Origin of the sequence: Cupriavidus sp. H18C2, assembly GCF_049393795.1 — a bacterium.
In the GTDB taxonomy this organism is placed as follows: Bacteria; Pseudomonadota; Gammaproteobacteria; order Burkholderiales; family Burkholderiaceae; genus Cupriavidus; species Cupriavidus pauculus_C.
In genome coordinates this window covers 156,120-171,899 of the sequence record NZ_CP186012.1, presented here as the reverse complement: position 1 = coordinate 171,899, position 15,780 = coordinate 156,120, and the positions used below count along the sequence as shown (strand labels likewise).

Here is a 15,780-nt window from a genome sequence, read left to right as displayed (position 1 = left end):
CAAGCGCCGCGCCGCCCTGGGCGCGCCCTATGGCTTGCAGGGGAAGGCACGTTGCAGAGCGCCCAGAAGCATCAGGCTGGCCGGCACATTCGCATTGTCGATCGACCATGTTGGTGCGCTATGATGCTGCGGCATAGGCCAATGAACACCAGCACCAAGAACAATGGACGACAACAAGCTGAGCGAGATCGCGATTCGGGTGTCTCGTTATTTTCGGGATTTCCTCCAAAGTGACTTCAAACGGGCACAGGCGCCGCGCCGACGCATTGTCCTGACGGCTGACACGGGCTTTCGGGCCGGGATGCGCACCGCTCCATATCCTGGGCTCGACCAGGAGTTGTGGGCGCTGCTGAGCAAGCCAACCGCGGAAGAGCTGACCCTACCGATGACGCCGAGGCGCTATACCCGCCCGGTCAGCGCCTCTCTGCGCAAAGTCATTCAAGAGCAGATCCACGCCATCCCCGAAACGGCTCTTGTCTCGGTCCGCAATGCTGTCATCGAAATTGTGCGGAGTACCTACACCTCCGCCGTCGAGAATCCCGAGCAGTGGATCGATTCGGTCCAGGAAGAGTTGGCGAAGGAAGTCGGGGCGCAGGTGATCCGGCCGTTGGTGGCGCACCTTGATGGCCCCCTGCGTCAACAAGCCTACTCGGTAATAGACTCGCTGCTCGCCGCAGAGTCCGACCTGATCGCCCGGGTCTGCGGTGACCTGAATCGGGTCCTGCCGGAGGTGTTGGCGAAGCTTCTGGCGACGGGTGAGGAGGCGGCGCTTGTCGATGCCGCAACGAACTTCCTCAACATGGAGGGAATGCGTGCCGGCCTGCTGGCGTTCTTTGAGAACTTCGTCGCGGCTGATGCATATCTGGAGTTCAGGGATATCGAGACGTACGTTGCCACTGGCGACTCCATGCAACTCTATCTCTATCTTGGCGCGCTGAAGTATCGCAATGCTCAGTACCCACTCTTCTTCGTGCCCGTCCATGTGACGCGCAGCGAGGATGGCACTGGCTACTCCCTGAAGATTGTCAACCACCTCTACGCGAACCGTTCGGCAATCGACTTCGTCCTTCAAGAACTGGGGGCGGGATTGAAGCGGGAGTGGGTCAGCCCAATCACTGAACGCATCACCTACATCACACCGCAGCAGAGCATCTTTGAGGTCGTGCGGACGCTCTTCCGTAAGGTCGCGAATGCGTCGGACCTCGGTGGGCAGATCGACTTTTCCTCGACCGCGGCCGAAGCGGCAACGGCGAGCGTGTCTCTGTCCAGTGCTCTCTACCTCGCGGCCTACGAGCGCTCAGACGAGGCGCTCATCAACGACTACGAGGAAATCATCGATCGGTTCAACCGCGGCGGCTCAAACGTGGCGGATCTGTTCAAGGGACTGGTCGAAGGTGTCCTGATGGGAAACGAGGCTTCGATTCGCGCCGAGGTCGAGGACGAATGGGAGAAGCTTCCGCTGGTCGAGCGCATGGTGTTCGACTCCCCCATCCCGCTTAACGAGGAGCAGCGGAAGGTGCTGCTCGCGGTCAGGAATCCCAACGGCAAGATTGTCGTCGTGGAGGGGCCGCCGGGCACCGGAAAGTCGCACACGATTACCGCCATCGCGGCAGACTGTGCCTTTAACAACAAGTCATGCCTCGTCCTGTCCGACAAGACCGAGGCGCTGGACGTCGTCGTATCGAAGCTTTCCGAGGCGATGTCCCGGGTGCGGCACGATCGCGACTTCCCAAATCCCATCCTCCGCCTGGGTCAGCAGAACGCCAACTTCCGTAAGCTGACGTCGAACGCCACCGTCACGCAAATTGGCGCCTACGCGAAAGCGACGCGGGCCAATCGCGAGGCGCTGGATGCTGAGCGTGAGATGCGCGCCACGGACCTTAAGCAGTCGATCGACAAAACTGTCGAGGTTCTTGGCGAGGTGCGAATCTCCGCCCTCCAACAAATGCATCAGCACGAGTTCGAGTTGGCGGAACGTGCGCCGAACATCCTTGGGGAGATCCGCAAGGTTACCGACTCCAGCTTGCTGCCCGAGCTCGCGGCGATCGTTGAGCAGAGTGAGGCGCTTCAACAATACTTGGCACAGATTATCGGTGACGGTGCTACCGACGCGACGGCGCTGCGAGAACGGGTGCGGCTGGACGCATGCATGAGCACCACCGCGCCGCGCGCTGAGTCGACAAGTTGGAACCTCTTTGACAAGCTCGCGCCCGAACAGGTGAGAGCGATTCAGGATCTTCTCGTCAAATACAAGCATCTGCGGATGCCGCTGTTCGGCTATCTCTTCCGAGGAGCCACGGTAAGGGAGTTGGAGGAGAGGCTCAACCAACTTCCAACGAGCAGACCGCTCTTCTTTAAGCAAGACGCCTTCGCACTCTATGACCTTGTGGAGGGCGCCAATCTGCTACAACGGGCTCTCGAAGCAGAGAAGCTCGACGCCCACTTCGCGCTCGCGTATCAGCGTCTGGCGCGAGGGGAGGCATCATCCCCGGCCGCAGTTTTCACGCTGAAGGCTTTCGGCGCCGTGCAGAAGGCGAATCCGGCAATCTTCGACGCACTGATGTCGCAACCGAAAGCGGACGCCAGCCTGTTGGTGTTGGCCATCGTTTTCCTGCGCGAATGGCTTGAGAACCACGCCGCCTTCGCGAAAGCCCCGGCGTTCGACTATGTAGGAACCAAGGACTCGCTTGAGCGCCTCAATACGTCGATCATGAACTCCCACGTGGATGCGCGCTTGATCAAGTTCATGGACGAGCATCGTGCAGATGCGCGTGCGCTGTCTGGCGTGATTGCAAGCGGGCAGAAGTTTCCGGAAGAGAAGTTCGCCAGCGTTCGGAATTCCTTCCCGGTGATCGTCGCGAGCATCCGTGAGTTTGGCGAGTTCATGCCGCTGGCGCCGGACTTGTTCGATGTGGTGGTGATCGATGAGGCGTCGCAGGTGAGTGTGGCGCAAGCTCTGCCGGCGCTGCTGCGCGCGAAGAAGGTTGTCGTCCTGGGAGACAGCAAGCAGTTCTCGAACGTTAAGTCGTCGAACGCCAGCATCGCGACGAATGACAAGTATCGCGCGGACCTGGTCAACCACTTCCGCTCGGAGGTCAGCGATAAGGCGGATGCCCTTGAGCGCCTTTCGATGTTCGACGTGAAGCGGTCGATCCTCGAGTTCTGCAATCTCGGTGCTTCTTACTCCGTCATGCTGCGCAAGCATTTCCGTTCCTACAAGGAACTAATCGGGTATTCGTCGAGCACGTTCTATGGACACCAGCTACAAGCGATCAAGATCCGCGGCGTCCCAGTCGATGAGGTCATCCAGTTCGACGAGGTGGACACCGAGGACTACCTGTGCACAAGGGGCGTCAATGAGGCCGAGGGGAATTTCATTCTTGAGCAGCTTCTCGAACTGATAGAGGAAGAGGACCCGCCGACGGTGGGCGTCATTACACCGTTCCGGGAGCAACAGACCTACCTGTCGAAGCTACTTTTCGGCCACGCCCGCGGCCGAGAGTTCGAGGACAAGCTTCGCTTAAAGGTGATGACCTTCGACTCGTGTCAGGGCGAGGAGCGCAACATCATCATGTATTCGATGGTGGCGACGCCTGGCAACGACGCTCTCAACTTCATCTTCCCGGTGGCACTGGCGAATGCGCAGGAGTCGGTTGAAGACAAACTCAAGGTGCAGCGCCTGAACGTTGGATTCAGTCGGGCCCAGGAGATGGTGTGGATTGTCCACTCGATGCCGCTTCCCGAATACAAGGGAGCGATAGGGCAGGCGCTGAACTACTACGCCAACACCCTTGAACGGGGCACCGCCTCGGCCGACCAGACGGATGCGTCTAGTCCGATGGAGGCGAAAGTCCTCGATTGGCTCCAACAGACACCGTTTGTGCAAGAACACCAGGACGAGATCGAGATCATTCCCCAGTTCCCGGTGGGCGACTATCTCCGCCAGCTTGATCCTACGTACGAGCACCCGGCCTGGCGCGTGGACTTCCTTGTGATCTATCGCACCGAGAAGGGCCCATTGCATATCGTCATCGAATATGACGGATTCGAGTTCCACTTCCAGAAGGGGCGGCAGATTCACGCTGGGAACCACCAGCGCTACCTCAATGGCGCCGACGTCGAGCGGCAACTGACCCTGGAGAGTTACGGATATCGCTTCCTCCGCATCAACCGATTCAATCTGGGGGTCGACCCAATCCTCACGCTGTCTGGCCGACTGGTGGACTTGGTCGAAATGGCCTTGGGAGAGACGGTCTCCGAAAGCGTCGCGGACTTGCAAAACCAGGCGGCTGGACTTGCCAGCAAGGAAATGAGGGCGTGCTCGCATTGCGAGGAGATACTGTCTATGGCGGACTTCTATGATCCCGCGCTCAAGTCGGGTCAGGGCGGCTATGGGCGCGTGTGCATGCTGTGCAAGGCGACCGATTCCAAGCCGCGCAGCACGGCACCCACAAAGCGCCGCTGGAAAAGCACCAAGCCGAAGGGTTATCGCCGTTGGGCTTGACGCCTGGCGGGAGTGAGATAGAAGCGTTGGCCAACGGCCGGAGGTGCGCCAAGGCCTGCATATCCCCCGGCTGTCCCAGAACGATACCGGACAAGCAAACGCTGCGATCGAACGGCTGCTTTCAGGTTCTTGACCCATCCGAACCGTTGGAGCCACGAATAATGGGGTTTCGGCGGTAATGAAGGTCTTCAGGCATTAAAATTCCGCCCTTACGGCGTGGGTCGCCAATGAGGGTCGATAAGTGAATAAAAAAGCACTATCCGAGCGGGACATCTGCACCAAATTCATCTCGCCGGCCATCGTCGCCGCAGGCTGGGACCTGCACACCCAACTGCGCGAGGAGGTGAGCCTCACCCATGGCCGGATTATCGTGCGTGGTAAGAAAGCAAAGCGCGACGAGGAAACCATTTCCCGCGCCGACTATGTGCTGTCCTTCAAGGCCGGGATTCCGCTCGCCGTGGTCGAGGCCAAGGACAATAATCACGGCGTGCGCGACGGCATGCAGCAGGCGCTGCGCTATGCCGAGATGCTGGACGTACCCTTCGCGTTTTCCAGCAATGGCGACGGCTTCATCTGGCATGACCGCACCGCAGCCGACGGCGTCATTGAGCACGAACTGACCCTGTCAGAATTCCCCGCGCCGGCGCTGCTGTGGCAACGCTATCTGGCCTGGAAGGGCATCACGCCGGAGGCCGAGCCGGTCTACACGCAGGACTACTATCCCGGCAAGGAAGCGCGCTACTACCAGCTTAATGCGGTCAATCGCGCCGTTGAGGCCGTGACCAAGGGCCAGTCGCGCATCCTGCTGGTGATGGCCACCGGCACCGGCAAGACCTTCACCGCGTTCCAGATCATCTGGCGGCTGTGGAAGGCGCGCGCGGCCAAGCGCATCCTGTTCCTGGCGGACCGCAACATCCTGGTCGACCAGACCAAGACCAACGACTTCAAGCCCTTTGCCGGGGCGATGACCAAGATCGAGAATCGCACGGTCGAGAAGTCCTACGAAATCTACCTGTCGCTCTACCAGGCGGTCACTGGTACCGACGAGGCCCAGAACATCTATCGACAGTTCAGTCGTGATTTTTTTGACCTGATAGTCATCGACGAGTGCCACCGAGGCAGCGCAGCCGAGGACTCGGCCTGGCGCGAGATCCTCGCCTACTTCAGCTCGGCCATTCACCTGGGGTTGACCGCGACGCCGAAGGAAACCGAAGATGTGTCCAACATTACCTATTTCGGCGAGCCGGTCTATACCTACTCGCTGCGCCAGGGCATCGATGACGGGTTTCTCGCGCCCTACAAGGTGATCCGCGTGGATCTCGACAAAGACCTGGGCTGGCGCCCGCCGGTCGGCACTGTCGACAAGCTCGGCCAGGTGGTCGAGGACCGCATCTACAACCAGTCGGACATGAACCGCACGCTGGTGCTGACCCAGCGCGACGTGGCGGTAGCGGCGCGCATCACTGAGTTCCTGCGGGCGACCGACCGCATGGCCAAGACCATCGTCTTCTGCGAGGACATCGATCACGCCGCGCGCATGCGTCAGGCGCTGATCAATGCCAATCCCGATCTGGCCAGCGCCAATCCTAAGTACGTGATGCAGATCACCGGGGACAATGCCGAAGGCAAGCTCGAGCTCGACAATTTCATCAACCCGCGCAAGGCCTATCCGGTGATCGCCACCACCTCGCGCCTGATGACCACCGGCGTCGACGCCAAGACCTGCAAGCTGGTAGTGCTCGATCGCACCATCAAGTCGATGACCGAGTTCAAGCAGATCATTGGCCGCGGCACGCGGATCGACGAGGAGCACGACAAGCTCTGGTTCACCATCCTGGATTGCAAGCAGGCCACGGCCCTGTTCGCCGATCCCGCCTTCGATGGCGACCCGGTCGTGGTGTATGATCCCGCGCCCGATGAGCCGGTCCTGCCGCCGGAGGACGAGGTTCCGGGCGACCCTTTGGGCGGTGCCGATGGCACCGGCGGCAGCGACGGGACGCCTGGAGGCAGCTTCGACGGCCCGGGCGAACCGACCGGGCCAGGCCGCACGCGCTATGTGCTCGATCACGTGCCGGTACGTGTCGCGCACGAACAGGTCCAGTACCTCGGCCCCGACGGCAAGCTGATCACCGAGTCGCTGCGCGACTTCACCCGGATCCAGCTCAACAAACGTTATGCCTCACTCGACAGCTTCTTGCAGGCCTGGAATGCCGCCGAGCGCAAGGAGGCGATCCTGGCCGAACTGGAAAAACAGGGGGTACTGTTCGAGGAGCTGGCCGAGATGGCCGGCAAGGAGCTCGATCCGTTCGACCTGATCTGCCATATCGCCTTCGATCAGCCGCCGCTGACGCGACGTGAACGCGCCGAGCGCGTCAGGAAACGCAATGTTTTCGGCCAGTACGGCGACACCGCCCGGCGCGTGCTGCAGGCGCTGCTCGACAAATATGCGGATGCGGGCATCACCAATATCGAGCACATCGAAGTGCTCAAGCTGGCGCCGCTCAATGAATTCGGCTCGCCGGTCGAGATCATCACCGCCTTTGGCGGCAAGGCGAACTACCAGGCCGCGCTCCAGGAGCTGGAACGCGCCCTCTATCAATAACGACGAATCCCCATGACCATCAGCACCACCTTCATCAAGTCCGTGCAGGACATCCTGCGCCAGGATGCCGGCGTCGATGGCGACGCCCAGCGTATCTCCCAGCTCAGTTGGCTGCTGTTCCTGAAAATCTTCGACGACCAGGAGACCGAGCTCGAACTGCTGCGCGACGAATTCAAGTCGCCGCTGCCGGAGCGGCTGCGCTGGCGCACCTGGGCGGCCGATCCGGAAGGGATCACTGGCGAGGAGCTGCTCGACTTCATCAACAGTGATCTGTTCCCCGCGATCAAGGGACTCAATGCCGACCCCAAGCGTAACCCGCGCGGCTTCGTCGCGCGCGAGGTGTTCAGCGACGCCTACAACTACATGAAGTCGGGCCAGTTGCTGCGCCAGGTGATCAACAAGATCAACGAGATCGACTTCAACAACCGTGCCGAGCGGCACCTGTTCAACGACCTCTACGAAAAGATCCTGAAGGATTTGCAGAGCGCGGGCAACGCGGGCGAGTTCTACACGCCCCGTGCGGTCACGCAGTTCATGGTCGACCAGGTCAACCCGCGCCTGGGCGAACGCGTGCTGGACCCGGCCTGCGGCACCGGCGGTTTTCTCGCCTGCACCATCGAGCACCTGAAGCCGCAGCGCCAGCGGGCCGACGATGACACGATCCTGCAGAACGCCATCACCGGGGTCGAGAAAAAGCAGTTGCCGCACCTGCTGTGCGTGACCAACATGATGCTGCACGGCATCGAAGTGCCGTCGCAGATCCGCCACGACAATACGCTGTCGCGACCGCTCGCCGACTATGGCAACCGTGACCTGGTCGACGTGATCCTGACCAATCCGCCCTTCGGCGGCACCGAGGAGCCCGGCATCGAGGCCAATTTCCCGGCGGACGTGCGCACGCGGGAAACGGCCGACCTGTTCCTGGTGCTGCTGATCGAGCTGCTCAAGCACAACGGGCGCGCGGCGGTGGTGTTGCCCGATGGCACGCTGTTTGGCGAAGGCGTGAAGAGCCGCATCAAGGAAAAGCTGCTCACCGAGTGCAACCTGCACACCATCGTGCGGCTGCCCAACGGCGTGTTCGCCCCCTACACCGGCATCAAGACCAACCTGCTCTTCTTTACCAAGGGCACGCCCACACGCGAGGTCTGGTACTACGAGCATCCCTACCCGGCTGGCTACAAGAGCTACTCGAAAACGAAGCCGATCCGCATCGAGGAGTTCGCGCCGGAGAAGGCCTGGTGGGGTAATGAGGCTGACGGCTTTGCCAGTCGCGTCGAGAACGAGTTCGCCTGGAAGGTCAGCATTGAGACGCTGAAGGCCAACGGCTTTAACCTCGACCAGAAGAACCCGCATCGTGGTGAGGAGATCAGTCACGACCCGGATGAGCTGCTGGCCCAGTACCAGCGGCTGACCGCCGAGGCGCAGGCACTCCGCGACCGGCTCAAGGGCATCCTGGCAGACGCGCTGGAGGGTCAGGCATGAACCTCCGGAAAGGATTTGATCTGCTAGCCGCCGCGCCAGATGGCGTAGCGCGGCTGCGCGAATTGATCTTGTCGCTGGCTGTGCAAGGCAAGCTGGTGCCGCAAGACACCAACGATGAGCCGACGAGCACCCTGTTGGAGAAAGCATCGGCAAATAGGGAACGATTGATCGAGGAAGGCCAGATCAGACGCGAGCGAGCGCTTGCAGCGATCTCCAAGTCTGAGATTCCGTATTCGTTACCTCGGGGATGGGAGTGGATTCGTTTGGGCACGATCGGTCAGATCGTAGGTGGCGGAACGCCAAAATCCGACGTCCCGGAATATTGGGCCGACGGCGATGTGCCCTGGCTCACGCCGGCAGATCTATATGGGTTCAAGGGCAAGAGAATTAGCGGCGGACGACGGAATATCAGTCGACAAGGCCTCGCAAATTCGTCAGCGCAACTGCTTCCTGCAGACACGGTGCTTTTCTCGAGCCGCGCGCCAATTGGCTACGTCGCCATCGCTGCAAACGCATTGGCGACAAATCAGGGGTTCAAGTCATGTGTCCCATACGTCGAGGGAACGTCAGACTATCTCTATTGGTTCCTGAAGTCGGCGGCCAAAGCGATCGACGCGGCCGCCTCGGGCACCACCTTCAAGGAAATATCTGGCGGGGATTTTGCCAAGGTACTGCTGCCTCTGCCGCCGCTCGCCGAACAGGGTCGCATCGTTGCCAAGGTGGATGAACTGATGCGGCTCTGCGACGCGCTGGAAGCCAACGGTCGCCTGGAGGCGGAGCAGCATGCCCGCCTGACCACGACGCTGCTCGAGGCGCTGGCCGCGAGCGAGTCGGCGCATGCCCTGGCAGAAAACTGGTCCCGTCTCGCCGCCAGCTTCGACCTGCTGCTCGATCGCCCGGAAGCGGTTGACGCGCTCGAGCAGACCGTTCTGCAACTGGCCGTGCGCGGATTGCTGGTGTCGGCTGACAAGAATGATGAGCCTGTCGATGTACTGCTGGAACACATTCGTGAGGAAAAGAGCTGCAAGATTGCTGCTCGGAAAGCGAATGGTGGCAAGACTCGTACAGGGGTCTTGGAGGAAGAAAGGCCCTTTGAGATCCCTACGCATTGGGCTTGGTGCTCTCTAGGTGAGCTGACGCTGATAGGTCCAAACAATGGATTCTCGCCGAAGCCATCACCTGTCGACACCGGTGTACGTTGCCTGAGCCTCAGCGCAACTACGAAGGGCTACTTTAGAGAAGATTGCTTCAAGTTCGTAGACATACCCAGTGCGAGCGCTGAGCAGTATCTCCTGAAGAAGGGTGACTTATTGATACAACGTGCGAACTCCCTGGACTATGTGGGCATGGCTGCCGTATACGATATGGAGGACGATCGCTTTATGTATCCAGACTTGATGATGCGATTGCGCGTATCCAGCAAGCTCCACGTCTATTTTGTGCACATGTACCTGATTTCCAACTTTGGGCGTCAGTACTTCAAGGGAAAGGCAACGGGTACCCAAGGAACCATGCCAAAGATAAACCAGGGCGTGGTCTTGAATATGCCGATTCCAATCCCTCCGGCGGCGGAACAAGCTCGCATAGTCGATCGCGTCACCGAACTGCGCGGTCTTTGCGCCAGCCTGCGCGCACGCCTGACCGATCGGCAAAGCTGCCAGGCCCGTTTCGCCGCGGCGCTGGTCGAGCAGACAGCGGCGGGCGGTCCGGGCGCGGGCGACCTGGCACTGGCCGCCTGAGCCGGAGCGCCGGGCACCCTGCCCGGCCGTCCCTCAATTCTTCCCATCCTGAAACGATCATTCATTCGCCATCGGCCCGGGGTTGGGCCGGTCGGCAAACTCGCGATAAAAGCCGTTATCGCGAATTTTTCATGTAGTCTTTCGCCGCCGACAAACTTCCTCGAAGCAGACATCCAACATGTGGATTCGCATGACCGCTCCGCTGGCCGAACTCTGCCAGTGGTCAGGCCTGGCAGTAAGCTGGCCCACCGACCCCGGCTTGCTGGTGACAATTTCAGTTCGCAACCCGAAAACGCTTACCCAGCAAGGGATGGCGCAAAACTGACGGAAATCGCCGGGTGAGTTGACACTTTAACTGTCGCAACGGTGACAGATTTAATACGGTCTACGGGTGTTTTCTCTTTGACACGGCTCGCCAAAGCCACACAACGGTTATCGGTCGGCACCGATTAGCTATCTCGCCTCCGCTAGGGTTCCCGCAGGTGCTGCCAGCCAAACTTCCATCATTCCAGGTGTACCAGTGAAATTCTTGGGCAACGGGCGTGCGACGCCGTTAGCGAGTCCACTTGCTGTGAGCAAAGCGGTGGCGCATTCCGATTGGGAAAGCGGCTCATGCATGATGACAGCCGGTCGTTTCCAGCGAAATGGCGATTTGCTGCCGCGTACCTCTGCAGAGGCGACAACGTTCTCGACGTCCGTGACGATGATGCCGGGGTAATCCCCCCGCTGGATACGCGGGTCGGCAAGTAGAATATTCCAGCAAAGGGAGTTCTACGGATGAAGAAGTCGAAGTTCACGGACAGCCAGATCATGGAGGCGCTCAAGCGCGCGGAGTCGGGCCTGGCGGTGCCGGAGATTTGTCGCGAGATGGGCATCAGCACGGCTACCTTCTATAACTGGCGCGGGAAGTACGGCGGCATGGATGTGTCGCTGATGGCGCGGATGAAGGAGCTGGAGGCGGAGAATACCCGGCTGCGCAAGATGTACGTCGAAGAGAAAATCAAGGCCGAGATCGTTGCGGAGGCGCTGGCAAAAAAAGACTGAGGCCATCTACCCGCCGCGAGATGGCCAGGGACGCAGTGGCACGCCGGGGAGTGTCGATCCGGCTAGCCTGCGAGGTGTTGATTTGCACCGAGAACGAACCCACCGGGGGTGCGGCAAGAATCTTGGACTGTTTTATGCCGCGATTCCGAGACTCTCCCGGTATTCGATCGGGCTCAGGGAGCCGAGGGAGAGCTTGATCCGCTTTGCGTTGTACCAGCGGATGTAAGAGTCAACGACCTCGATGAACTGCTCAATGGTTACTGTCCGCCAGTCACGAGGATAGAACAACTCGGTTTTCAGCCGCCCAAAGAAACCTTCGCAGGCTGCGTTATCGGGCGAGCATCCTTTGCGTGACATCGAACGAATGAGCTTGGCATCGCGCATCCGTGAGAGCCATCCGGGCCAGCGATAGTGCGCGCCGCGATCGGAGTGAACCACAGGCCTTTCCTCGCAGTTGGCCACCGATTCGATGGCAGCATCCAGCATGGTATTGACGAGTTCAGCATCTGGCCGCGTGCCGATAGCCCAACTTACAACAAGGCCGTCAAAGCAGTCGATAACGGGCGAGAGATAGACCTTGCCTGCGGGGATCTGGAATTCGGTAATGTCGGTGAGCCACTTCTCATTTGGGGCCGCTGGAGCGGCCCCCCGTATCTGAGGACACGAGGATTCTCTTAAAATAAGGGATAGTCTTGTGTCTATCAGTAAGCCTAGTCATTACGTGGAACCCATCGAAATTCTGACCGAGCCGGAGCGCCGTCGTCGGCGCACGGCGCAGGAAAAAGTCGCTATCGTGCAGGAGACGCTGGCCCCTGGCGCCTCGGTGTCTGCCGTGGCCCGGCGGCATGGCGTGAATCCGAACCAGGTGTTCGGCTGGCGCAAGCAATACCAGGAAGGCAGTCTGGCAGCGGTGCAAGCTGGCGAAACTGTAGTCCCGGCATCGGAGTTGGCCGCCGCGATCAAGGAAATCAAGGAACTGCAGCGCCTGCTTGGGAAGAAGACGATGGAAGTCGAGATCCTGAAGGAGGCTGTTGAGTGGGGCCGCTCAAAAAACCTGATTGCGCGCTCGCCCTTGCTGCCGGGGGACGACCATTGAAAACGGTCTGCGAAGTTCTCGGCGTAGCGCGCTCCGGTGTGGCGGTGAAACGGGTTCGACCGTCCGATTGGCAAGATGGTCGCAGCGCTAGAGTGACTGACGACACGGAACTGGTCGAAGAAATCCAGGCCCACGTCGCGCACCTGCCAAGCTACGGCTACCGGCGCATCTGGGCGCTGCTGCGCCGCACTCGCGAGCTGGTCGGCGCACCGCGCACCAACCACAAGCGCGTGTATCGGGTCATGCGCGAGCATCATTTGTTGCTGCGCCGTCCCGGCGTGCGCCGAGACACTCGGCGGCACGACGGCCGCGTAGCCGTGGACACGAGCAATAGCCGCTGGTGCTCCGACGGATTCGAGTTCCGGTGCGACGACGGCACGCCGCTGCGCGTGACCTTCGCACTGGATTGCTACGACCGAGAAGCGATTAGCTGGGCGGCAACGACTGGCGGCCATAGCGGGGACGTGGTGCGCGACGTCATGCTGGCTGCCGTCGAACAGCGCTTCGGCACCACGCATGCCCCGCAGCCCATCGAATGGCTTACGGACAACGGCTCGGCCTACATCGACCACCGCACGCGCAGCTTCGCTCGCGAACTGGGCCTGGAGCCGCTGACTACGCCGGTACGTTCACCGCAGAGCAATGGCATGGCCGAATCGTTCGTGAAGACCATGAAGCACAACTACGTCGCCTATATGGACAAGGCCGACGTGCCAACGGCACTCTCTCGCCTGGCCATTGCGTTTGAACACTACAATGAGCGCCACCCGCACAAAGCCCTGAAATATCGCTCACCGCGCGAGTTCAGACGGACTGCAGTGTCATCAACCTAGCGGTGTCTGCGTGTCCTGAGGTACAGGGGCAACTCCAGCCGACCACTCCCCGAAGCTGAGGTTAGTGGTGATGATGAGGCTGGTGCGCTCGTAGAGCTTGCTGATGAGGTGGAACAGCATCGCGCCGCCGGCCTGGCTAAATGGTAGATAGCCCAACTCGTCGAGGATCACCAGATCGGCGTACATGAGCCGCGTCGCCAGATGTCCTGGCTTGCCGGCGGCCTTCTCCAGTTCCAGCGTGTTGACGAGTTCGATGGTCGAGTAAAACCGCACGCGCCGATGATGATGCTCTACGGCTTGCACGCCAATCGCTGTCCCGATGTGGGTCTTGCCGGTTCCCGGCCCACCAACCAGTACGACGTTGTGGGCAGACTCGAGGAAGTCACAGCGATGGAGCTGGCGAACCAGTGCTTCGTTGACTTCACTGCATGTGAAGTCGAAGCCCATGAGGTCTCGATACGCCGGAAACTTGGCTACCTTCATCTGGTAGGCCAGCGAGCGCACCTCGCGCTCAGTGAGTTCGGCCTTGAGCAGGCGAGACAGGATCGACACCGCCGCTTGGTATGCTGGCGAGTCCTGTTCAGCCAGATCACCCAGCGCCTGCGCCATGCCGTGCAGCTTGAGGGCCTTGAGCATCTCGACCATGATCTCATGCTGCATGATCGATCCCCCGCAGCGTGTCATAGCGTCCCACGTTGGCTTCCGGCTCGATCCGTAGGGTCAGTGCCTGAGGCGCGGTGATCGGAGAGATCGGCTCGCCCTGTAGCAACCGACTCAGGATGTTGAGGATCGTCTGCTTGGATGGGGCGCCAGCCTCCAGCGCAAGTTCGACGGCCGCCAGCACCGCCTGCTCGTCGTGAAGGAGGACCAGTGCGAGCACCTCCACCATCTCGCGATCGCCACCTGGTCGCTTGAGCAGGGCTCGCTGCAATCGTTTGAAGCCCTCCGGCAACTGTGTGAAGGGTGCACCATTGCGCAACGCGCCGGGCTTGCGCTGTAGCACGGCGAGATAGTGCCGCCAGTCATAGATAGTTCGACCGATCCCGTGGCTGCGGTCGATGTGCCGCACGTGCTCAGCGATGACGTGGCCCTCTGCGGCGAACACGAGACGTGAAGCGTAGACGCGCAGACTGATGGGACGATTGGCGAACGACGCCGGCACGCTGTAACGGTTGCGCTCGAAGTGCACCAGGCACGTCGGCGAGACACGCTTGGTGTGCTCAACGAAGCCATCGAAGGGCTGGCCCACCGGCATCAAGTGCGGGCGCTCCTCGGACCACGCTTCCCAGATGGTCATATCCAGCTCGGGGTGCCGTGTCTGCTGCCAGAGCAGCACGCACTGGTCCGCCAGCCAGTCGTTGAGTGCCTCGAGCGTGCCGAATGCAGGGACCCGCTGCCAGATCCGGTGGCGGCTATCCTGCACGTTCTTCTCTATCTGGCCCTTCTCCCAGCCAGACGCCGGGTTACAGAACTCGGCGTCGAACAGGTAGTGGCTGACCATGGTGCTGAAGCGCAGGTTGACGTCGCGCAGCTTGCCTCGCCCCACGCGGTCTACGGCGGTCCTCATGTTGTCGTAGATCCCGCGCCGCGGAATGCCGCCCCAGGCCGTGAAAGCGTGATAGTGGGCATCGAACAGCATCTCGTGCGTCTGGAGCGGATAGGCCCGCAGGAAGAACGCTCGGCTGTGGCTGAGCTTGAACTGCGCGACCTGCAGCTTGGTGCGCTCGCCCCCGAGCACGGCCCAGTCCTCACTCCAGTCAAACTGGAATGCTTCGCCTTCGGCGAAGCGCAGTGGAATGAACGTGCCCTTGCTCGCGGCCCTCGACTGTTGCTGCTGCTCTTGCCGCCATCGTCGTGCGAAGGCCGCCACACGATCGTAGGAGCCGGTGAAGCCGAGCGCGCACAGGTCGGTATGGATCTGCTTAAGCGTGCGTCGCTGCTTGCGCGGCTTGTTGGCCTCCGTCTTGAGCCACGCAGCGAGCTTGGCGGCATGGCCGTCCAGCTTGCTCGGACTGTGCCGAGGTGGATAAGCGGGAACCGTGACATCGGCGCGCAGATAGCGCCGTACGGTATTGCGGGAGATACCCAGACGCCTGGCGATCTCGCGAAGCGGGATCTGGTCGCGCAGGTGCCAGCGTCGAATGATGCTCAATATGGCCACGTCGATCACTCCGAACTCCTGCGCGTTGCCGAGCAGGACAGTGTTCTATACGTGGGTCAACATTCGATGAAAATTACAGGCCCCGGTGGGTCAGGATTGGGTGCAACTCAACATTATTCCGATGATCCTATCATTGCCGGACTCAATAACGTTGAACATCGGCACGCAAAGGGCCAATGCAAGAATCACCGCAATCGCGATCTGTGTAGTCGCCTTTATTTTGACCGATTTCATATGCCAGATGACACTAGGAAAGCCCATGGTGCGGTGATCTTAACTGATCTGGGAAGATAGTCAAAACTACCCAATTCGATGCCAT

The 15,780-nt window shown here is 60.6% G+C and carries 8 protein-coding genes and 2 pseudogenes; 7 read left to right on the top strand and 3 right to left on the bottom strand.

Annotated elements, in window-relative coordinates:
- Positions 1-163 precede the first annotated feature (163 nt).
- From EPAKOI_RS26110 to EPAKOI_RS26085, 6 genes and pseudogenes are all read left to right on the top strand, one after another.
- On the top strand, positions 164-4,504 hold the full coding sequence (locus tag EPAKOI_RS26110; RefSeq protein ID WP_423194587.1) for an AAA domain-containing protein: 4,341 nt from the start codon (positions 164-166) through the stop codon (positions 4,502-4,504).
- Positions 4,505-4,745: 241 nt separating this feature from the next.
- A complete protein-coding gene (gene hsdR / locus EPAKOI_RS26105) occupies positions 4,746-7,106 on the top strand; it encodes an EcoAI/FtnUII family type I restriction enzme subunit R (protein ID WP_423194586.1) in 2,361 nt (786 codons plus the stop codon).
- A 12-nt stretch (positions 7,107-7,118) separates the two neighbouring features.
- Complete coding sequence (locus EPAKOI_RS26100; RefSeq protein ID WP_423194585.1) at positions 7,119-8,588, top strand: N-6 DNA methylase; 1,470 nt, start codon at positions 7,119-7,121, stop codon at positions 8,586-8,588.
- The gene (locus tag EPAKOI_RS26095) at positions 8,585-10,327 is read left to right on the top strand and encodes a restriction endonuclease subunit S (protein ID WP_423194584.1); all 1,743 of its coding nucleotides are present in this window, start codon (positions 8,585-8,587) and stop codon (positions 10,325-10,327) included. Before EPAKOI_RS26100 ends, EPAKOI_RS26095 begins: the two co-directional genes overlap by 4 nt.
- Positions 10,328-10,517: 190 nt before the next feature.
- Positions 10,518-10,652, top strand: coding sequence for a hypothetical protein (locus tag EPAKOI_RS26090; protein WP_423194583.1), 135 nt, complete (start codon positions 10,518-10,520; stop codon positions 10,650-10,652).
- 452 nt (positions 10,653-11,104) lie between these two features.
- Positions 11,105-11,463, top strand: a pseudogene (locus EPAKOI_RS26085) (transposase); the annotation flags it as partial.
- Between the two features lie 40 nt (positions 11,464-11,503).
- Here the strand turns inward: EPAKOI_RS26085 and EPAKOI_RS26080 are convergent.
- Complete coding sequence (locus tag EPAKOI_RS26080) at positions 11,504-12,073, bottom strand: IS3 family transposase (RefSeq protein ID WP_423194784.1); 570 nt, start codon at positions 12,071-12,073, stop codon at positions 11,504-11,506.
- A gap of 28 nt (positions 12,074-12,101) precedes the next feature.
- Here EPAKOI_RS26080 and EPAKOI_RS26075 point away from each other — a divergent pair.
- Positions 12,102-13,300, top strand: a protein-coding gene (locus EPAKOI_RS26075; protein WP_423194783.1) for an IS3 family transposase whose coding sequence is annotated in 2 segments (ribosomal slippage) — positions 12,102-12,417 and positions 12,417-13,300 — 1,200 coding nt in all. Because the reading frame shifts where the segments join, the coding sequence is not laid out codon by codon here.
- 36 nt (positions 13,301-13,336) lie between these two features.
- Here EPAKOI_RS26075 and istB read toward each other — a convergent pair.
- Both istB and istA read right to left on the bottom strand, forming a co-directional pair.
- Positions 13,337-13,960 (bottom strand): annotated as a pseudogene (istB, locus tag EPAKOI_RS26070) (IS21-like element helper ATPase IstB); the annotation flags it as partial.
- On the bottom strand, positions 13,950-15,470 hold the full coding sequence (gene istA, locus EPAKOI_RS26065; RefSeq protein WP_423194582.1) for an IS21 family transposase: 1,521 nt from the start codon (positions 15,468-15,470) through the stop codon (positions 13,950-13,952). The gene istA and the pseudogene istB, both read right to left, overlap by 11 nt.
- Positions 15,471-15,780 lie beyond the last annotated feature (310 nt).

What these genes read in the sequence shown, in the direction of transcription:
- EPAKOI_RS26110 (WP_423194587.1), top strand. Translation starts at nt 164, where the DNA reads ATGGACGACAACAAGCTGAGCGAGATCGCGATTCGGGTGTCTCGTTAT.
- EPAKOI_RS26100 (WP_423194585.1), top strand. Translation starts at nt 7,119, where the DNA reads ATGACCATCAGCACCACCTTCATCAAGTCCGTGCAGGACATCCTGCGC.
- EPAKOI_RS26095 (WP_423194584.1), top strand. Translation starts at nt 8,585, where the DNA reads ATGAACCTCCGGAAAGGATTTGATCTGCTAGCCGCCGCGCCAGATGGC.
- EPAKOI_RS26090 (WP_423194583.1), top strand. Translation starts at nt 10,518, where the DNA reads ATGACCGCTCCGCTGGCCGAACTCTGCCAGTGGTCAGGCCTGGCAGTA.